The organism is Pseudomonas sp. FP2338, assembly GCF_030687515.1.
GTDB classification, from domain to species: Bacteria; Pseudomonadota; Gammaproteobacteria; order Pseudomonadales; family Pseudomonadaceae; genus Aquipseudomonas; species Aquipseudomonas salomonii.
Genome location: NZ_CP117436.1, coordinates 2742914 through 2762132, shown reverse-complemented (window position 1 = coordinate 2762132; position 19219 = coordinate 2742914). Strand labels below are relative to the sequence as shown.

At 60.6% G+C, this 19219-nt stretch carries 15 protein-coding genes; 6 read left to right on the top strand and 9 right to left on the bottom strand.

Annotated elements, in window-relative coordinates:
* Positions 1-79 precede the first annotated feature (79 nt).
* Complete coding sequence (locus PSH96_RS12500) at positions 80-970, top strand: LysR substrate-binding domain-containing protein (RefSeq protein WP_305459514.1); 891 nt, start codon at positions 80-82, stop codon at positions 968-970.
* A gap of 873 nt (positions 971-1843) precedes the next feature.
* Here PSH96_RS12500 and PSH96_RS12495 read toward each other — a convergent pair.
* The 5 genes from PSH96_RS12495 to PSH96_RS12475 all read right to left on the bottom strand — a co-directional run bounded on the left by PSH96_RS12495 (position 1844) and on the right by PSH96_RS12475 (position 6749).
* A complete protein-coding gene (locus tag PSH96_RS12495; RefSeq protein ID WP_370694361.1) occupies positions 1844-2068 on the bottom strand; it encodes a hypothetical protein in 225 nt (74 codons plus the stop codon).
* The gene (locus PSH96_RS12490) at positions 2043-2825 is read right to left on the bottom strand and encodes a hypothetical protein (protein ID WP_305459512.1); all 783 of its coding nucleotides are present in this window, start codon (positions 2823-2825) and stop codon (positions 2043-2045) included. Before PSH96_RS12490 ends, PSH96_RS12495 begins: the two co-directional genes overlap by 26 nt.
* 164 nt (positions 2826-2989) lie before the next feature.
* Entirely contained in the window at positions 2990-4282 is a 1293-nt protein-coding gene (locus PSH96_RS12485; protein ID WP_305459511.1) for an FAD-binding oxidoreductase, read from the bottom strand.
* Positions 4279-5367 (bottom strand): polyamine ABC transporter substrate-binding protein, encoded by a 1089-nt coding sequence (locus tag PSH96_RS12480; RefSeq protein WP_305459510.1) that lies wholly within the window; start codon positions 5365-5367, stop codon positions 4279-4281. The genes PSH96_RS12485 and PSH96_RS12480 overlap by 4 nt, the downstream gene beginning before the upstream one ends.
* Before the next feature lie 23 nt (positions 5368-5390).
* Positions 5391-6749: a glutamine synthetase family protein gene (locus PSH96_RS12475; protein WP_056859454.1), complete on the bottom strand. Its 1359-nt coding sequence runs from the start codon at positions 6747-6749 to the stop codon at positions 5391-5393.
* 138 nt (positions 6750-6887) lie between these two features.
* Here PSH96_RS12475 and PSH96_RS12470 point away from each other — a divergent pair, with 138 nt between their 5' ends.
* Both PSH96_RS12470 and PSH96_RS12465 read left to right on the top strand, forming a co-directional pair.
* Positions 6888-7784 (top strand): helix-turn-helix domain-containing protein, encoded by an 897-nt coding sequence (locus tag PSH96_RS12470; protein WP_305459509.1) that lies wholly within the window; start codon positions 6888-6890, stop codon positions 7782-7784.
* Between the two features lie 368 nt (positions 7785-8152).
* Entirely contained in the window at positions 8153-10300 is a 2148-nt protein-coding gene (locus PSH96_RS12465) for a TonB-dependent siderophore receptor (protein ID WP_305459508.1), read from the top strand.
* Here PSH96_RS12465 and PSH96_RS12460 read toward each other — a convergent pair.
* Positions 10290-11420: an MFS transporter gene (locus tag PSH96_RS12460; RefSeq protein WP_305459507.1), complete on the bottom strand. Its 1131-nt coding sequence runs from the start codon at positions 11418-11420 to the stop codon at positions 10290-10292. The two genes, PSH96_RS12465 and PSH96_RS12460, sit on opposite strands and share 11 nt — an antisense overlap.
* Positions 11421-11519: 99 nt before the next feature.
* On the opposite strand from PSH96_RS12460, the gene PSH96_RS12455 reads away from it, so the two are divergent.
* Positions 11520-12290: a helix-turn-helix domain-containing protein gene (locus PSH96_RS12455; RefSeq protein WP_305459506.1), complete on the top strand. Its 771-nt coding sequence runs from the start codon at positions 11520-11522 to the stop codon at positions 12288-12290.
* Between the two features lie 19 nt (positions 12291-12309).
* Here the strand turns inward: PSH96_RS12455 and PSH96_RS12450 are convergent, their stop codons facing one another.
* Complete coding sequence (locus tag PSH96_RS12450; protein ID WP_305459505.1) at positions 12310-12780, bottom strand: Lrp/AsnC family transcriptional regulator; 471 nt, start codon at positions 12778-12780, stop codon at positions 12310-12312.
* A gap of 123 nt (positions 12781-12903) precedes the next feature.
* On the opposite strand from PSH96_RS12450, the gene PSH96_RS12445 reads away from it, so the two are divergent.
* Together PSH96_RS12445 and PSH96_RS12440 are read left to right on the top strand one after the other, a co-directional pair.
* Positions 12904-14148 (top strand): methionine gamma-lyase, encoded by a 1245-nt coding sequence (locus PSH96_RS12445; protein WP_305459504.1) that lies wholly within the window; start codon positions 12904-12906, stop codon positions 14146-14148.
* 232 nt (positions 14149-14380) lie between these two features.
* A complete protein-coding gene (locus PSH96_RS12440) occupies positions 14381-15055 on the top strand; it encodes a helix-turn-helix transcriptional regulator (RefSeq protein WP_305459503.1) in 675 nt (224 codons plus the stop codon).
* Positions 15056-16042: 987 nt separating this feature from the next.
* On the opposite strand, the gene PSH96_RS12435 is transcribed toward PSH96_RS12440, so the two are convergent.
* Together PSH96_RS12435 and macA are read right to left on the bottom strand one after the other, a co-directional pair.
* Positions 16043-18001: a MacB family efflux pump subunit gene (locus PSH96_RS12435; RefSeq protein WP_305459502.1), complete on the bottom strand. Its 1959-nt coding sequence runs from the start codon at positions 17999-18001 to the stop codon at positions 16043-16045.
* A 3-nt stretch (positions 18002-18004) separates the two neighbouring features.
* On the bottom strand, positions 18005-19156 hold the full coding sequence (gene macA, locus PSH96_RS12430; RefSeq protein WP_305459501.1) for a macrolide transporter subunit MacA: 1152 nt from the start codon (positions 19154-19156) through the stop codon (positions 18005-18007).
* Positions 19157-19219 lie beyond the last annotated feature (63 nt).

The window sequence follows — 19219 nt, the reverse complement described above, 5'->3', positions numbered from 1 at the left end:
GTTGAGCAGATCCTAGATTGCAGAGATCGGACCGTCCAAGACATACTGCGACCAACTTGAGTCCTGAAAGGTCTTACACATGATTGATCTTCGCCAACTGCGCTACTTCGAAGTGGTCGCTGAAGAAGAACACGTCGGCCGTGCCGCCGAGCGCCTGCATATCTCGCAGTCGCCGCTGAGCCGGCAGATCGCCCAGCTGGAAGAGCGCCTGGGCCTGACCCTGTTCGAACGCAGCCAGCAGCGCATCCGCCTGACCCGCGACGGCCAGACGTTCCTGGCGGAAACCAAGGCGCTGTTGACCCACGCCAATCGCTTGGAATCCTTGGGCAAACGCCTGGGACGCGGCGAAGAAGGCGGTTTGTGCATCGGCTACATCGAAAACGCCATGCATGCCGGCGTGCTGCCCAATGCGTTGCGGGTATTGCGCGATGACCGGCCCACCGTGCATATCAAGCTGTACAACTTGCCGTCGCTGGAACAGCTCGAAGGCTTGCGTCAACGCAGCCTCGATATTGCCCTGGTCGGCGAGCCACCGGCTACCGACGACCCGGACCTGACGGCGCTGCAGGTGCTGGACGACCCGATGCTGCTGGCGCTGCCGGAGCAGCATGCATTGGCGCGCCACAGCGAGTTGTTGCCCGAGCATCTGGCTGATCAGGAGTGGATCGGCGTGCAACGCAAGCCTGGCGCCAACCCCGCCGATGACTTCGTGGCTGCGTGCATTCGTGCTGGTTTTACGCCGCAGATTCCCATGGAAGCCAGTGAGCCATTTACCGCCCTCGGCCTTGTCGCCTCGGGGTTGGGTGTGGCGATGGTGCAAAAGGGGCTGAGCCGGAATGCGCCGCCTGGGGTGGTGTTGCGTGAACTGCCATGGCTGACCTACACCACGCCGCTGTGGGCGGCGTGGCATCGAGTTAATTTGCGGCCGTTGGTGGAAACGTTCAGGAAGGTGCTGACTGAGCCGCGGTGATGGGTGTTGGTGTTGGTGTTGGTGTTGGTGTTGGTGTGTATATCCGTTATTTAGGTAACGGCGGCCTATGGTTCCGCTCTTACAGCGGCTCACTTTTTGAGGGACCAAAAAGTAAGCAAAAAGTCCTCGCCCCAACACTCGGTGCCTCGCTGTGGCTCGGCATGCCCGCAATCCGCCAGTGATTTGGGGGGCCGCCGCCACGCGCCATCCATGGCGCGGGGCGGCTAAACCGGCATCCCTGCCGGTTTACCCCCCAAATCCCTGTCGAATTCCGGCCATCGTGTTTAACGGGGCGATTTCAGATCAAGATCAAAAGCGCAGATCAAAAGACCGCTGACTTCGTCATCGAAAAGGATGTAAGGGCCAGAGCAACAGCAACAGGAACAGCAACAGCAGTGCCATACTCGGTCAAAGGTGGGAGCTGGCTTGCCTGCGATGGCATCAACTCGGTGTGCCTGATGTACCGAGGTGTCTGCATCGCAGGCAAGCCAGCTCCCACAGAAAAGCAGATCCCAGGTGTATGCAAACCCGCTTTTCGCTTTTGATCTAACCACTCAGGTCGGCTACTAGGCCGCCGTGCTGTAGATTTTGATCTTGATCTGAGGCGCCCCGTTAACCACGATGGCCGAACGCAGGCTTGAATCCGTGGGTAACCCGGCAGGACGCCGGGTTAGCCGCGCTGGGCCAAGGATGGCCCATCGCGGCGGCCCACGGATTCAAGCCGGAGTGAGGGCACACCGAGCATTAGCGAGGTGCCGAGTGGTGGGGCACAGACCTTTTGGTTACTTTTGGGGCGTTTGCCAAAAGTGACCCGCTGTAAGAGCGGAACCAATAGCAGCCGTTACCTGAATAACGGATATACACCCATACCCACTACCGCCCCAACCTAACCATAATCCCCGCCGACTTGACGAAAATCGCAATCCCCACAAACACCAATCCAATCGCACCCCCCTGCTCCCCCCTCAGCTGTTCGCCAAAAAACCAGTAGGCGATGAACAACCCCGACACCGGCGCCGGCACCATCAGCGACAACGGCGCCAGCACCGAGGCCGGGTATGTCTTCATCAGGTTACTCCAGACCCGGTAACCAACGATGGTGGTGACATAACACTGGAAAACAATCGAAAACCCCGCGCCCCAGGTCGCGCTTGCTCAGTTGCATACCGCGCGCCTTACGCCAATGCCTTCGGTTGCTTGCCGAGGTCAGCGAAGTTGTCGAATGCTTCGGGCGGTAGATGTCGTGGCGCTCGTAGTAGTTGTACACCACCGAAAGCTTTTGCTCGGTCACCGTCGGCTCGCTGTGATGCAGGGTTTTCCGGCCTTGCATGATCAACAACGAACCCTTGGTGGCAAAAATCCTGCGGTGCTCGATCCAGGGTTTTTCCTGGCTGGGATGGTGGCGCTCGACCTGCATGCACAGCGGCGCTTCCTGGTTAGTGGTGAGAAACAGCAGCACGGTGATGCTATTGGTGTCGTAATGCAGCCCAAGGGTGCCGCCACCGGCCGGACAGACTTTGATATTGATGTCGGAAAGCGGGTACGGCGACACCACTGTGTCGGTATGCGTAATGAGGCTGATCAGCGGCACCAGGCTGTGGTAGATCGCAGTCAGTTCCGGCACATAGCGCCGGATGTCGTCGCCCTTGAAGATGTGGTGGTTGTACAGCCCACTCAGCTCCGAAACGGCATCGGTGCCCAGGCCCTGGTGCTTGACCCAGTCGACGCCCTGTACCGCAATGATGTTGTTGACACGGGCCACGAGCGTATCGCACAGGTCATCGGGGAGTATCCCGCCGATAACCGTGGCAAGGTTGTAGAAGTAGTCGTGTCGGTGTTGATTGACGTCAAACATAGGCATCCTCCCTGGACAGTATTTCGTGCGGGGCAGAATCTACGTAAGAATTGGGCGGCGGGTAACTAACCGTACGGTCAGTAGCAAAACTGTATAAAAAGTGCCTGCACACAGGCACTTCATCACTTCCCCATCACACTCCAAACGTTAAATGTGACGTCAAGTCAGAGCATTTCCCGCAACCGGTACCACAGCATCCCCAATGCCAGCAGCGGTGAGCGCAAGGCCTTGCCGCCGGGGAAGGTCATGTGCGGCACTTGGCTGAAGATATCCAGGCCGTGGCTTGCACCGGCGTGAATGCCTTCGGCGAGCAGGCGCGCGCACCAATGGGTCACGTTCAGGCCATGCCCGGAATAGCCCTGGGCGTAGAACACATTCGGGTACTGCTTGAGGCGCCCGACCTGGGGGAAGCGGTTGGCGGTGATGCCGATCTTGCCGCCCCACTGGAACTCGATGGCGGTGCCTGCCAATTGCGGGAACACCTTGAGCAGCTTGGGCTGCATATACGCGGCGATATCCGCAGGGTCACGCCCCGAATAATGGCAGGCGCCGCCGAACAGCAGACGCCGGTCAGCCGAGAGCCTGTAGTAATCGAGCCCGACTTTCTGGTCGCACAGGGCAAGGTTTTGCGGGATCAACTGCTGGGCCAGTTCGACCGACAACGGCTCGGTGGCGATGATGTAGCTGCCCGCCGGCAGCACCTTGCCGCTCAGGCGCGGTTCCAGTTCCTCCAAATGCGCGTTACAGGCCAGTACCAGATTAGCCGCACGCACCGTGCCGCCGGCGCAACGCACCTGCACCGTATCGCCGTGCACAATCTCCAGCACCGGGGTTTGTTCGAAAATCCGCACCCCGAGCGACTCGGCCACCTGCGCCTCGCCCAGCACCAGGTTCAACGGGTGCAAGTGCCCGGAGCCCATGTCCACCAGGCCGCCAGCGTAGACGCTGGAGCCCACCACCTGCGCCATGTCTTGCGGGCCGACCAGGCGGGTTTCATGGGCATAACCCAACGCTGCCAGGCCCGCCTGCTCGCCCTTGAACGCGGCAAACTGCGCCGGGGTGTTGGCCAGTTCGCAAAAGCCCCAATGCAAATCGCAGTCAATGCCGTGCTGGGCGATACGCTCGCCCACCAGCGCTACCGAGTCGATCCCGGCGCGCTGCAGGTAACGCACGCCCTCCTCGCCCACATACTTGGCGAACCCCGACACGTCATGGCCGATACCACGAATCAGTTGCCCGCCATTACGCCCACTGGCGCCCCAGCCAATGCGCCGGGCCTCCAGCAGGATCACCGAGAGCCCACGCTGGGCCAGTTCAATCGCGGTGTTGACGCCGGTAAACCCGCCGCCGATCACGCACACATCAGCGCTCAGATCGGCGCCCAGTGACGGGCGCTCCGGCATGGCGTTGGCCGAAGCCCGGTAGTAGGACCGGGCGTGGTCATTGGACTGGATCATTTGTTGGTCTTCACTTTGCTCCAGGCGCGGGTCATCAGGCGCATGGTCGCCGGGCTAGGCGTGGTGGAAATATAGAGTTTGTCGAGCACTTCCTGGGGCGGGTACACCTCAGGGTTGTTCACCAGCTCCGGCGCCATAAAGGGCTTGGCCGCCGGGTTGGCGTTGGCATAACCGACCGCGGCACTGACCTTGGCGATCACCTCTGGGTCGAGCAAATAATTGATAAAAGCGTGGGCCTCTTTCGGGTTGCCGGCGTCGGCAGGAATTGCCAGCAAGTCGAACCACAGGTTGGAGCCTTCCTTGGGAATCGAGTAGGCGATATTCACGCCGTTCCTGGCTTCCTTGGCGCGGTTGGCGGCTTGAAATACGTCGCCTGAATAGCCGAAGGCCACGCAGATATCACCGTTGGCCAGGTCAGAGATGTACTTGGAAGAATGGAAGTAGGTGATGTACGGGCGCAACGTCAGCAGCTTGGCTTCGGCCTGTTTGTAATCCTCGGGGTTTTCGCTGCGCGGGTCTTTGCCCATGTAGTTGAGGATCGCCGGGAACAGCTCATCCGCCGAATCCAGGAAGGCTACGCCGCACTGGTTGAGCTTCTTGATGTTCTCCGGTTCAAACAGCACCGCCCATGAGTCGATGTGGTCGATGCCCAGCACTTGCTTGACCTTGTCGACGTTGTAGCCGATGCCATTGGTGCCCCACAGGTACGGCACCGAGTGCGCGTTGCCGGGGTCGTTTTTCTCCAGCAGTTTGAGCAGTTTGGGGTCGAGGTTCTTGAAGTTGGGCAGCTGCGAGCGGTCGAGTTTCAAGAACGCGCCGGCTTTTACCTGGCGCGCCAGGAAGTGGTTGGACGGCACCACCACGTCATAGCCGGTGCGCCCGGCGAGTAACTTGCCTTCCAGGGTTTCGTTGGAGTCGAACACGTCATAGATCACCTTGATCCCGGTCTTGGCCTGGAAATCGGCCAAGGTGGTCTCGCCTATGTAGTCGGTCCAGTTATAGACGCTGACGGTCTGGGCGGCCTGGCCGGTGCTGCTGAACGCCGCGACAAGAGCCAGCGGGAGAAGCTTTTTCACAAGACGCATATCGACACCCCTTTATTGGTTTTTTAGACGCTCAACAGCAGGAACTCACGCTCCCAGGAACTGATCACCCGCTTGAAATTCTCGTGCTCGGCGCGTTTGACCGCCACATAGCCACGCACGAACTTGTCGCCCAGGTACTGCTTGACCGTGTCGCAGTCCTCCATGCGCGCCAGGGCATCTTCGAGGGTGAACGGCAGGCGCAGGTTGCGGCGTTCGTAGGCACGGCCTTCCACCGGCGCGCTCGGCTCAATCTGTTCGATCATGCCCAGATAGCCGCACAGCAAGCTCGCGGCAATCGCCAGGTAGGGGTTGGCATCCGCGCCCGGCAGGCGGTTTTCCACGCGCATCGCGTCGGGGCTGGAGGTCGGTACACGCAGGCCGACGGTGCGGTTTTCTTCGCCCCACTCCACGTTGACCGGCGCCGAGGTGTCCGGCAGAAAGCGGCGGAACGAGTTCACGTTGGGCGCAAACATCGGCAGCAGCTTGGGGATGTACTTTTGCAAGCCGCCGATGTGATGCAAGAACAGCTGGCTCATCTTGCCGTCGGCGTCGACGAACACCGGCTTACCAGTGGCAATATCCACCACGCTCTGGTGCAGGTGCATGGCGCTGCCCGGCTCGTCGGCCACCGGTTTGGCCATAAAGGTCGCGGCCACATTGTGCTTGAGCGCAGCTTCACGCAGGGTGCGTTTGAACACGGTGATCTGGTCGGCCAGGTCGAGGGCGTCGCCATGGCGGAAGTTGATTTCCATCTGCGCCGGGCCGTCTTCGTGGATCAGTGTGTCGAGGTCCAGACCCTGCAGTTCACACCAGTCATAGACGTCTTCGAACAGCGGGTCGAATTCGTTGGCGGCGTCGATGGAAAACGACTGGCGCCCGGTTTCTGCACGGCCCGAACGGCCCACCGGGGTTTTCAGCGGCAGGTCCGGGTCTTCGCAGCGCTGGGTCAGGTAAAACTCCATTTCCGGCGCGACAATCGGCTGCCAGCCTTTGTCGGTGTACAGCTGCAAGACTTTTTTCAGCACGTTGCGCGGCGACAACTCGATGGGGTTGCCCTGCTTGTCGAAGGTGTCGTGGATCACGATGGCAGTGGGCTCGATCGCCCACGGCACCACGTAAGTGGCGTTGGACACCGGGCGGCAGATCATGTCGATGTCGGCAGGGTCGAGCAGGTCGTAATAGATATCGTCGTCGACAAAGTCCCCGGTCACCGTTTGCAGCAACACACTTTCCGGCAGGCGCATGCCTCGCTCATGCAGGAACTTGTTGGTGGGCGCAATCTTGCCGCGTGCGATGCCAGTCAAGTCACTGATCACGCATTCGACTTCGGTAATCTTGTGTTCTTTCAGCCAGGCGGACAGCTGATCGAAGGGGGCGTTCATAAGGACCTCGTCATGGGTTGGATGCTGCGCCGACTTGTACTCCCGGCGCATTGAGGTCTATCTTGGGCCAGCCTTCAAACGGCATCTATCCACTTTGCACGAACCACAACGCACCAATAGAGTGCGCCCAGGTCACTCATGACACAGGCAACAGCTTTGCGCGTACAGGCCTTCACCACCGGTGATGTGGCCGCTCAATGCAGTGCGACACCCGGTTGGGTGCAGCAGTACCAGCAGATGTCCCCGGGGCATTTTGCCGGGCAGATCCGCTACCTCGACCTGCACGGTGTCGAGGTCTACGAAGAGTGCATGAACACGCGCGTCGAACAGCATTTCAACGCGCCACCGGGCTCGCTGGCGTTCTGTTTCGATGGCAGCGACAACGCGCTATACATGCTCAATGGCGAAAGCCGCAACACCTGGATCACCCCGGAAAACTACCGCGAAGTGGCGGTGGTATTCGGCCCGCAGTTTGTGCAGCGCCATGGCCTGGATGTGGCGAAACTCGAGGGGTTGTTCATGGCGCCGCTGACCTGCCAGCAGAACGCGCTGTTCAGCCGTTGGCTCAGTGGCACGCTGACGCGGCTGTCCGCGCTGACTGACCCTATCAGCCGTGATGCCCTCACCCAGCAACTGCTCGATGACTGCCTGTTTATTCTCGACAACGCCTGTGTGTGCCTGGACCGCAGCTCGTTGCAGCGGCGCAGCGACGAGCGCCGGCTGATGGCGCGTATCGGCGAATGGGCGGCAGACGCACCGGATGAAACCGTCAACCTGCTGGAACTGGCACAGATTGCCGGTGTGCCGTTACGCCAATTGCAGCAGGGATTCAAGACCTACACCGGGATGAGCCCGGCGCAGTGGTTGCGCTTGCGCCGGTTGAACGGGGCGCGCCGTGAGTTGTTGAGCTCGACTCGGGCCACGGTGGCTGAGGTGGCGATGAACTGGTCGTTCTGGCATTTGGGGCGGTTTTCGCAGAGTTATCGGGCGTTGTTTCGGGAGTTGCCCAGTGAGACGCTCAGGCGCTTGGGTTGACGTGTGTTTTTGGTACTGACCTGGGGGGCCGCCGAATTCGTCAGCGAAAAGGATGTAAGGACCGGAGCAACAGCAACAGCAGAGCCATACTCGGTCAAAGGTGGGAGCTGGCTTGTCGAATCGTCGCACCGCTGCAATGGCATCAACCGGTTGTTCCTGATGTACCGAGGTGTCTGCATCGCAGGCAAGCCAGCTCCCACAGAAAAGCGGATCTCGGGTGTATGCGGATCCGCTGTGGCTCATGATTCAACCACTCAGGTCGGCTTTACACAAAACAACCCAACACAACCCTTCTCAATAGCTTGTAAATCCCGGCACATCCCCCTAGCTTATGCGCCCCCCGCCCCGCGCATTAAGGCCCTACACCCATGGTTGTGCGTTTTCGTCCCGTCGTTACCTCACGTTTCGCCCTCGGCCTGTTACTCAGCGGCAGCCTCGGCAACAGCATGGCCGCCGACATCGAACTACCGGCGGTAAACGTCCAGGGCCAGGACGAATCCGGCTATCGCACCAACAGCGCCTCGGTCGGCGGCTTCAACGAAGCGCCGTTGCTGGACACTCCGGCATCAATCACCGTGATCAACGCCGAACTGATCAAAGACCAGCAAGCGCGCCTGCTCAGCGAAGTGCTGCGCAACGACGCCTCGGTTGGCGACAGTTATGCGCCCATCGGTTACTACGAAAACTTCGTGGTGCGCGGCTTCTCGCTGAACGCAGCGAGCAGCTACAAGATCAACGGCCGCACCATCACCGGCGAGCAAAACGTCGCCCTCGAAAACAAGCAGCAGGTCGAAGTGCTCAAGGGCCTGGCCGGTTTGCAAAGCGGCATTTCCGAACCCAGCGGCGTGATCAACTACGTGACCAAGCGTCCGGAGGATGTGCGTTCGGTCACCGTGTCCACTGACGACCGTGGCAGCGGTTATGTCGCCACCGATGTGGGTGGCTGGTTTGGCAGCGAGCAACAGTTCGGCCTGCGCGCCAACGTTGCCCACGAAGACCTCAACTCGTATGTCGAGCACGCCAACGGCCAGCGCGACTTTGTGTCCCTGGCCTTCGACTGGAACATCAGCCCCGACGCGGTGCTGCAACTGGACGCGGAATACCAGAACAAGCAACAGCGCTCCGTGCCGGGTTATCAACTGCTGGGCGGCACTGAAGTGCCCCATGACGCGTCACCGAAGAAGTTGCTGGGCCACCAGAGTGGTTCCCATCAGGTGGGCATCGATTCGCTGAACCTCAATGGCAAGTTCGAATACCGCTTCAGTGACCAGTGGAAAGGCAGCCTCAGTGCCGCCCACAGCAAAGTGGTGATTGATGATTACAGCGCGTTTGCCTGGGGAGGCGCCACGACCGGCGTAGGCAACTACTTCACGCCGGACGGCAACTACGACATTTACGATTACCGCAGCCCGGACGACACGCGCCGTGATGATGAAGTGCAAGCTGCAATGACCGGGCTGTTCGACACTGGCGGGCTGGGCCATGAACTGACTTTCGGCACCAGCGCGTTTCGCCGGGTGATCGACAAGCGCAAGTCCGTCAACGAGTGGATCGGCAGCGGCAACATCAACCAGGACGCACCGACCTTCGAGCCTACCGACAAGCCGCTGAACCCCAGCCATCGCAACCTCGACAGCCGCCAGTACGGCCTGTTCGTCACCGACCGCATCCGCTTCAACGAGCAATGGCAAACCATCATTGGCGGGCGCGAAGTGCGTCTGGATGAAAAAGCGTTCGATGAAGCAACCGGCAACGAAAATCGCCACACCCAGCAATATGTGTTCCTGCCCCAGGCCTCATTGGTCTACAAACCGGTGGAAAACATTTCGCTGTACACTAGTTACAGCAAAGGCCTGTCCCTGGGCGGCACGGCGCCGTGGTTCGCGAGTAACGCCGGTGACACCCTGGCCCCAACCGTGTCCCGGCAAATCGAAGCCGGCGTGAAATACGACTGGCGCCGCATCAGCTTCGCCGCCGCCGTGTTCCAGACCCGCCAGGCCTACCAGTATTCCAAGCCCGATGGCACCGGTTTATTCACCTACGTCCAACAAGGCCAGCAGCAAAACACCGGCCTGGAACTCTCCGCCAACGGCTGGGCCACCGACCGCCTGCAGATCGCCACCAGCGTCGCGGCGATTCGCGCCCGGGTGACCAACAGCGGCACGCCGGACTACGAAGGCCACCAGGCCATCAACGTACCCAAACTGCGCGCCAGCCTGTACGCCGATTACGCCCTGCCGTGGATGAATGGGCTGGCCGTGCTGGGCGGCGTGCAATACAGCGCCAAGAAGTACGCCGACCGCACCGGCAATGTGCAGGTGGGCGACTACGCCGTGGTGAATGTCGGCAGCCGCTATACCACCAAAATCGACGGCTATGAAACCGTGTTCCGCCTCAGCGTCGACAACCTGTTCGACAAACGCTACTGGCGCGATGCGGGTGAATACCTGGGCGACGACTACCTGTTCCAGGGCGCGCCCTTGACCGCGCGCCTGAGTGCTTCGGTCAACTTCTGAGCCCGCACGGCGCTGCCAGCCACAGCGCCGCCAAACCACAGACCAACAGGCTCCAACCCAGGTCCTGGGCCCAGGCGACCAGGGTCAACCCGGCGCCGATCACCAGGTAATACAACAAGCCAAACAGCGCGGCGGCAGTGCCCAGGCGATCCTGATAAGCCACCAGCGCGGCCCCCAGCACATTGGGAATGGCCATGCCGAACGCCAGCACCACCAGCAGCATCGGCCATACAAACATCCAGCTGTGTTGCAGCAGCACGACCAGCAAGCCGCCCAGCACCGCGACACCGGCGGCGATCAGCACTAATTGCCCGCCATTTATTCCACGCTTGAGCAGCCGCTTGTTCAGCCACGCACCAAACCCCGAGCCCAGCGCCAGCAACACGCCGCTGTAGCCGAAGTCGGCGGCAGACAAACCCAGCCGCGAAAAGATGAAGGGCCCCACGCTGCAATAGCTGAACAGCGCAATATTGAACGCCGCCACCAACCCCACCGAACGCCAAATCCCGGCATCCCTGAGCAGCAACCGCAACGTCTCGCCCAGCGCGGCGGTCGGCATCGAGGCTGCACGTGTCTCCGGAAAAGCCCAGAAGCACACGGCCCACAAGGCCAGCGAGAGCAGCAACAAGCCACTGAGCACACCGCGATAACCGAAGGACTGCACCAGGCTGGCGCCCGTGAACAAACCCACGGCCGGGCTGGCGGCCAGGGCAATGCCCATCAGCGAAAATACCTGGGCCAATTGCACGCCTTGGAAACGGTCACGCAGCACGGTCTGCGTCACTACCGAGCCGACCGCCGCGCCAAACGCCGCCAACGCCTGGGCCAGCAGCAAACCGTTGAAGGTGGTCATGCCCAGGGCCAGTACCGTGGCCGCCACATACAGGGCCAATCCGGCCAGCATCACCGGCCGCCGCCCCCAACGATCACACAGTCGGCCCCACACCACCACGCCAAAAGCGAACGCCAGGAAGTACACCGACAAGGTCTGCCCGGCCCGCTCGGGCCCCACCGCAAAGGCCCGGCCGATATCTCCCAGCGCTGGGCTGTAAAGCGTTTGGGCCAGTTGCGGGAACATCAGCAAGGCCACGGTCAGTGGCAAAAAAATTCTAACCTTCATTCCCCAACTCCTTTGCTTGAAACAGCGCAAGAAGTGTAAGGACTGTGGATTGGGGTATTATCCAGACTTTGACAATTTACCCATCAAATCGGACAACCTATGGCCTGGCTCACCGCCGACGCCCCTTTCGATCCCGACCACCTGACAGCGCCGGTCATCGGCATCGCCGCCCTGCTCGGTGATCACGACTCCGGCTTGCACCGCCACCAGCGCGGGCAACTGCTGTTCACCCGCCGAGGGTGCACCCGTATCACCCTCGACAACCAACTGTGCCTGCTGCCGCCTTCGCGCGCCGCGTGGATCCCGTGTGGCGTGCCGCATCGCGCGGTGATGCACAAAACCGTGGACTATCGCTCGGTGTATCTGAGCCCGGCACTGGCCGATCAATTGCCCCCGCAGGTTGGGGTGATCGAGGTCAGCCCATTGCTGCGCGCGGTGCTGGAACCCATAGCGATGGCGCCCTTCGATACCGATTGGCAAACGGGCCGCTACGCGCATTTGCTCGCGCTGTGCCTGGATGAAATCCAGGCGGCCACCGCACAACCGATGCTCCTGCCCTTACCCCATGACAAACGCCTGGCGCCCTTGCTCGCGGATCTGCAAAGGTTACCGCCGACCCTGCAAGCGCTGGAACAACAGATAGGCGCCAGCACCAAGACCATCGGCCGGATATTCCTGCGGGAAACCGGCCTTGGTTATCAGCAATGGCGCCAGAAGTGGCGCTTGATGCGGGCCATTGAACTGCTCGCCATCGGGCGTAACCTCGGCTACTGCGCGTTCGAGTTGGGCTTTGCCAGTGACAGCGCGTTGATCGCCTTCTTCAAAAGCATGACCGGGTGCACACCACGCGGGTATTTGAAGGTCGACTGAGGGCGTGCATGAGGCCGCTTCAGCCCGGTAGCGGAATCACCCGCAAAGGCCGCACCGACTTATAGGAAAAACTCGAGTAGATTTCTTTAACACAGGGCAACGTCTGCAACACCTCACGCGCAAACTCGCCGAACGACTCCAGGTCTTTGGCCACCACCTCGAGCAAAAAATCATAGCGCCCCGACACGTTGTGACAGGCGACCACTTCGGGAATCTCCAGCAGCCGCTGCTCGAACGCCCGCGCGATTTCTTGAGTGTGGCTTTCCATCATGATGCTGACAAATGCCGTCACGCCATACCCCAGCGCCTTGGGCGACAGGATCGCCTGGTAGCCACTGATCACCCCGCTCTCCTCCAGGTTGCGCACCCGTCGCCAGCACGGCGAAGTGGTCAGGGCCACGCGGTCGGCAAGCTCGGCCACGGTCAAGCGGGCATTGCCTTGCAAGGCGTTTAAAATGGTTTTGTCGGTGCGGTCCAGACTCACGGGCATAACGTGCCTCTATTTGTTGTTTTTGTCGCTGATTCGCCCCGTAATCCGGGATTTTCCTGGGTTTTTTGCAATGTTCAGCTTTGGTTATGAGCATAGCATTGTAGGAAACAAGGAGCGTCCGACATGAAAAACAAACACAATACATTCGGCTTTTCTACCCGCGCCATTCACCACGGTTACGACCCCAAGGACCATCACGGCGCCCTCGTACCGCCGATCTATTTATCGGCCACCTTCGCGTTCCCGACTGCCGAATATGGCGCTGCCTGTTTTGCCGGGGACGCCAGCGGCCACTTCTATACCCGTATCTCAAACCCGACCCTTGCGCTGCTGGAATCACGCATGGCCACCCTAGAAAACGGCGAAGCCGCCGTGGCCTTCAGCTCCGGCATGGGTGCAATTGCCGCGACGTTCTGGACATTGCTGCGCCCGGGCGATGAGGTGATCGTCAGCCAGACCCTGTATGGCTGCACCTTTGCCCTGCTGCACCATGGCCTTGCCGAGTTCGGCATCCGGGTGCGACACGTCGACCTCACCGACCTGGCCGCCCTGCGCGCGGCGTTGTCCCCCGCCACCCGCATGGTCTACTGCGAAACCCCGGCCAACCCCAACCTGCGTCTGGTGGACATCGCCGCCGTGGCCGAGCTGGCGCACCAGCAGCCGAATATCACCGTGGTGGTCGACAACACCTACTGCACACCCTACCTGCAACGGCCGCTGGAACTGGGAGCCGATGTGGTGGTGCACTCGGCCACCAAGTACCTCAGCGGCCATGGCGATATCACCGCCGGTATCGCCGTGAGCAACCAGGCCCTGGCGCAACGTATTCGCCTGCAAGGCCTCAAGGACCTGACCGGCGCGGTGATGTCACCGCAGGACGCATCCTTGCTGATGCGCGGCCTCAAGACCCTGGCCCTGCGCATGGACCGCCATTGCAGCAACGCCCAAGCGGTGGCCGAAGCCTTGCAGGCCCACCCTGCCGTGCAGTGGGTGACTTACCCGGGCCTGCGCTCTTTCCCTCAATACGCCCTGGCGGCGCGGCAGATGAAGCAGTCCGGCGGCATGATCGCGTTTGAACTCAAAGGCGGCATCGACACCGGCCGGCGCTTCATGAATGCCCTCAACCTGTTCACCCGCGCCGTCAGCCTGGGTGACGCCGAGTCGCTCGCCCAGCACCCGGCGAGCATGACCCACTCCACCTACACCCCCGAAGAACGCGCACAACACGGTATCAGCGAAGGCCTGGTGCGCTTGTCGGTCGGGCTTGAAGACATCGCGGACCTGCTGGCCGATATCCACCAGGCCCTGGCCAAATGCACACGTGCGGCACCGGGCCGCGCCGTGGTGGAAGAACACGCTGTGAAATAAGGCCTACGGTTGAGGTAATCCTTTCCCACAGACGGTGGTCGGACTGGTCCGACCGCCGTTATGCGTTTTAATCTGGTTTTTTTGCCGATTGGATCCCCCTGCTTGTCCCAGGCTGTACTAGCATAGGTGCTCGGCGGGTGGATTATCACTGTAGGTTATTCACTTTGGTTACCTTGTTAAACCCCGTCGGTATAAGGATGAATACCCGCACTCGACATTCATGGACGAACTGATGAACCCACACCTGTTCCCCCATATAGGCAAAGTCATCGCCAGCACCGGCAGCCGCCATTTCCCGCGCATGCTGCATGACTTGATCCTGACCCAACTGGCAGTGGACGCCACCCATATCACCCAACTGCAGGTCAGCGCCGAAGGGCACACCCGGCGCCGGATCAGCCCGGTCTACACCGACTCGGCGGCGGCGCTGGGCGAAGAACAACCCGCCGCCCAATTGCACCTTACGCGCCGCAAGGACGATGTGCGGTATGTGCTGTCGGTGTATCGCTCGCATCAATCGGAAAGTTTTTCGCCGCAGGAACGCAGCATGCTGCAGGATTTTTCTACGCTGCTTCTGCCTATGGTCGAGAAGCACATCACTGCGATCCAGCCGTGCAGCCAGGACGGGTCACCTGTGGTGGCAAATCAGGGGCTTGAAACCTTGCGTCGGCGTATTGAAGAGCGTTTGGTGCAATCGGGGTTGACCTTGTCCAACCGTGAGCTGGAAGTGTGTGTGGGCTTGCTGGCCGGGCGGACTGCACCGGAGTTGGCGGAGCAGTTGGCGTTGAAGGTCAACACTATTGAAAGCTACCTCAAACGGGCGGCGATCAAGCTGGGGATCAGCGGGCGGCATTCGTTGTTGCGGTGGATGTATGCGGGTGACGAGGGCGTCGCCACGGATCTCTAGATTACGGCAGAGTTTTATGGGGTGGTTTGTCGGAGTACATATCCGTTATTTAGGTAACGGCGGCCTATGGTTCCGCTCTTACAGCGGCTCACTTTTTGAAGGACCAAAAAGTAAGCAAAAAGTCCTCGCCCCAACACTCGGTGCCTCGCTGTGGCTCGGCATGCCCGCAATCCGACACTGATTTGGGGGGCCGCCGCCACGCGCCATCCATGGCGCGGGGCGGCTAAACCGGCATCCCTGCCGGTTTACCCCCCAAATCACTGTCGAATTGCGGCCATCGTGTTTGACGGGGCGATTTCAGATCAAGATCACAAGCGCAGATCAAAAGACCGCTGACTTCGTCATCGAAAAGGATGTAAGGGCCACTGCAACAGCAACAGCAACAGCAGAGCCATACTCGGTCAAAGGTGGGAGCTGGCTTGCCTGCGATGACATCAACTCGGTGTGCCTGATGTACCGAGGTGTCTGCATCGCAGGCAAGCCAGCTCCCACAGAAAAGCAGCTCTTCAGTGCATGCAAATCTGCAGTCGACCTCATATTCAAAACTGTATGGGGTCAACTGTGGGAGCGTTGCATCAGTTAGATAAGCTTTTGCTTTGCACTTGATCTGGCTTTTGCTTCAACCACTCAGGTCGGCTTTCAGGCCGCCGTGCTCTGCTTTTGATCTTGCTTTTGATCTGAGGCGCCCCGTCAACCACGCTGGCCGAACGCAGGCTTGAATCCGTGGGTAACCCGGCAGGACGCCGGGTTAGCCGCGCTGGGCCAAGGATGGCCCATCGCGGCGGCCCACGGATTCAAGCCGGAGTGAGGGCATGCCGAGCCACAGCGAGGCACCGAGTGGTGGGGCGAAGACCTTTTGGTTACTTTTGGGGCGTTTGCCAAAAGTGACCCGCCGTAAGGGCGGAACCATAGGCCGCCGTTACCGCAGCAACGGATATGTACACCAGCAAACCACCCCCCACCCCAATCAAACGCTACCAGCAAAAATCAATCCCGCGCCAACGCCTCAATCGGGTCCAACCGCGCCGCATTACGTGCCGGCACAAAACCAAACACAATCCCGATCAACGTCGAACACGCAAACGCCGTCACAATCGACCCCACCGAAAACACCATCTCCCACTCCTTCACAAACAGCGAAAACAGATAACCAATGGCGTAAGACAACGAAATCCCGATAACCCCGCCGATCAAACACACCATCACCGCCTCCACCAGAAACTGCTGACGAATATCCGACTGCCGCGCCCCCACCGCCATGCGAATCCCGATCTCACGGGTGCGCTCAGTGACCGACACCAGCATGATATTCATCACCCCAATCCCACCCACCAACAACGAAATCACCGCAATCAGCGACAACAACAGCGCCAGGGAGCGGCTGGTTTTCTGCACCGTCTGCATAATGCTATCGAGGTTATTGGTGAAAAAATCCTTGGCCCCATGCCGCTGCAGCATCAGCTTGTTAACGTTGTCTTCCACCACCTTGCTCGGCTGCCCATCCTTGATACGCACGGTAATGCTGTCCAGATGCCGCTGCCCCAACAGCCGCCCCGCCGCCGTTTCATAAGGCACCCACACGTTCAACGCCTTGCTGGCGGCGAACATGTTTTTATTGTCAGCCGTCACCCCGATCACCGTACACGGCAGGTTGCCGACCAGGATCACCTGCCCCAGCGGGTCCACATTCGGCCCGAACAGGCGATGCCGCGTGTTGTGGTCAATCACCACCACCTGCGCCTGACGCCGCGCATCACTTTCACTGAAGGCAATCCCGGCTTCGAGCTTGAGCCCCTTCACCTTGAAATACCGATCACTGACGCCGTTCACCTGCGCATCCAGGTCGATATTGCCAAAACGCAGCAACAGGTTGCGCCCCACCACCGGCGTGGCGCTGTCGACGTAATACAGCTGGTTCAACGCCTCCACATCCGACGGCATCAATGTCTCGATGGCCGACGCCCGACTGTCGCCGAAACTGGTGCCGGAAAAGATATCGATGGTGTTGCTGCCAATCGCCTGGATGTCCTTGAGCACATAACGCTTGGCCCCCTCGCCGATCGCCGAAATCGACACCACCGAGGTGATGCCGATCACGATACCCAGCATGGTCAGCAAGGTGCGCATGCGATGGGAAATCAGCGCGACCCAGGCCATATTGAAGGCCTCCTTGAACAACCCCAGGCTCGCCACCAGACGCCGGGCGCCGCTGCGCTTGGGTTCGATCGGCGCCTCGCTGGGCAACTCCAGACCCACACTGTCATTGGCCTTGTCGCTGACTATTTCACCATCGCACACCTCGACAATACGCTGGGCGTTCGCCGCCACCTTGGGGTCGTGGGTGACGATGATCACCGTGTGCCCGGCCGCGTGCAGCTCGGCGAGGATGCGCATCACCTCTTTGCCGCTGTGAGTGTCGAGGGCGCCGGTGGGCTCGTCGGCGAGGATCACTTCACCGCCGTTCATCAAGGCCCGGGCGATACTCACGCGCTGTTGCTGGCCACCGGAGAGCTGGCTCGGGCGATGGGTGGTGTGCCCCGCCAGGCCCAGGCGCGTGAGCAGGTCGTGTGCGCGGCTGTGCCGTTGGTTCTCGGGCGTGCCGGCGTAGATCGCCGGCATTTCCACGTTGTGCAAGGCGCTCAAGTGCGCGAGCAAATGGTAGCGCTGGAAGATAAACCCGAAGTAATCCCGGCGCAGTTCCGCCAACTGTTCATCGCCCAGCGAGCGGGTCTCGATGCCGTTGATCTTGTAGCTGCCGGCGGTGGCGTAGTCCAGGCCACCGAGGATATTCATCAGGGTGGATTTGCCCGAGCCCGAGGCGCCGATGATCGCGACCATTTCGCCGGCATGAATCGTCAGGTCGATGCCCTTGAGTGCGATGAACTCGCGTTCGCCAGCCATGAAACTGCGGGTAATGCCCTTGAGCTCCAACAGGGGTTGGGTCATGGCTCAGTTCCCCGCCACGGCTGGGGTGGCATCGCCGATCACGACCTTGTCGCCCTCGGCCAGGCCTTCCAGGATCTGCACCTTGACGTTGTTATTGATGCCGGTCTTCACATCCCGCGACAGCGCCTTGCCCTTGGCGTCCAGCACCCGCAACGGGTAAGTACCGTCGTTATTGCGCGCGCCGAGCGCCGCCACCGGCACCATCAACGCCGCCTGGGCGGTGTCGAGCACGATGCGCACCTGGGCGGTCATCGCGATGCGCAGGCGATGGTCCGGGTTGGGCACGTCGAACAGCGCGTTGTAAAACACCGCGGTGTTCTGCTTGGGCGTGCCGGCGGTCTGGGTTTCGAGGAAGTTCTGCGGCGCCGGCTCCGTGCCGCGCAGCTTGGCGTAGTAGCGCTTGTCGGCTTCACCCAGAATGGTGAAATACACCTGCTGGCCAGGGCTGATATGAATCACATCGGCCTCCGACACCTGGGCCTTGACGGTCATGGTGTCCAGGTCGGCCAGCTTGAGCAGCACCGGCGCCAACTGGTTGGCGATCACGGTCTGGCCTTCCTGCGTGACGATGCCGACCACATCCCCGTCGATGGGCGCGATGATGCGCGTATACGCCAGGTTGACCTTGGCGGTGTCGATCTGGATATGCGCGCTTTTGATCTGCGCATCCAGGGACAACAGGTTGGCCTGTTGCACCTGGAAGGTCGACTCGGCGTCTTCAAAATCCTGGCGCGATACCGACTCATCCACCTGCAAACCCTTATAACGCTCATACACCGACTTGGCCTGCTTGAGCTGCGCCGCCGTGGCGCGGCGCTGGGCCTGCAGGTTTTCCTCATCCACCTGGGCTTTACGCAAGGTGTTTTGCAGAATCAGCGGGTCGATCTCCGCCAACCACTGGCCCTTCTTCACCTTGTCGCCGACCTTGACCTTGAGCGACTTCAACTGCCCCGACACCTGCGCGCCAACATCAACCTGCTTGATGCCCTCGAGCAACCCGGTGGCCAACACCGCATTCTCGATATCACCGCGCTCAGCCGTGGCAGTGAGGTACTGCGGCGCATCGGCGGGTGCCTGCACCATGTACACCACCAGGCCAATGGCAACAGCCAACACCGCGAGCATTCCAATTTTGCGAAACTTTGACTTTTCCATAAATGACCATAAAAAGATGAAGAGGGCCTACAACGAGCACGGGTCAACAATGTGGGAGCGGTG

Coding starts and splice junctions, on each gene's coding strand:
- PSH96_RS12500 (WP_305459514.1), top strand. CDS start 80: ATGATTGATCTTCGCCAACTGCGCTACTTCGAAGTGGTCGCTGAAGAA.
- PSH96_RS12490 (WP_305459512.1), bottom strand. CDS start 2,825: ATGTTTGACGTCAATCAACACCGACACGACTACTTCTACAACCTTGCC.
- PSH96_RS12485 (WP_305459511.1), bottom strand. CDS start 4,282: ATGATCCAGTCCAATGACCACGCCCGGTCCTACTACCGGGCTTCGGCC.
- PSH96_RS12480 (WP_305459510.1), bottom strand. CDS start 5,367: ATGCGTCTTGTGAAAAAGCTTCTCCCGCTGGCTCTTGTCGCGGCGTTC.
- PSH96_RS12475 (WP_056859454.1), bottom strand. CDS start 6,749: ATGAACGCCCCCTTCGATCAGCTGTCCGCCTGGCTGAAAGAACACAAG.
- PSH96_RS12470 (WP_305459509.1), top strand. CDS start 6,888: ATGACACAGGCAACAGCTTTGCGCGTACAGGCCTTCACCACCGGTGAT.
- PSH96_RS12465 (WP_305459508.1), top strand. CDS start 8,153: ATGGTTGTGCGTTTTCGTCCCGTCGTTACCTCACGTTTCGCCCTCGGC.
- PSH96_RS12460 (WP_305459507.1), bottom strand. CDS start 11,420: ATGAAGGTTAGAATTTTTTTGCCACTGACCGTGGCCTTGCTGATGTTC.
- PSH96_RS12455 (WP_305459506.1), top strand. CDS start 11,520: ATGGCCTGGCTCACCGCCGACGCCCCTTTCGATCCCGACCACCTGACA.
- PSH96_RS12450 (WP_305459505.1), bottom strand. CDS start 12,780: ATGCCCGTGAGTCTGGACCGCACCGACAAAACCATTTTAAACGCCTTG.
- PSH96_RS12445 (WP_305459504.1), top strand. CDS start 12,904: ATGAAAAACAAACACAATACATTCGGCTTTTCTACCCGCGCCATTCAC.
- PSH96_RS12440 (WP_305459503.1), top strand. CDS start 14,381: ATGAACCCACACCTGTTCCCCCATATAGGCAAAGTCATCGCCAGCACC.
- PSH96_RS12435 (WP_305459502.1), bottom strand. CDS start 18,001: ATGACCCAACCCCTGTTGGAGCTCAAGGGCATTACCCGCAGTTTCATG.
- macA (WP_305459501.1), bottom strand. CDS start 19,156: ATGGAAAAGTCAAAGTTTCGCAAAATTGGAATGCTCGCGGTGTTGGCT.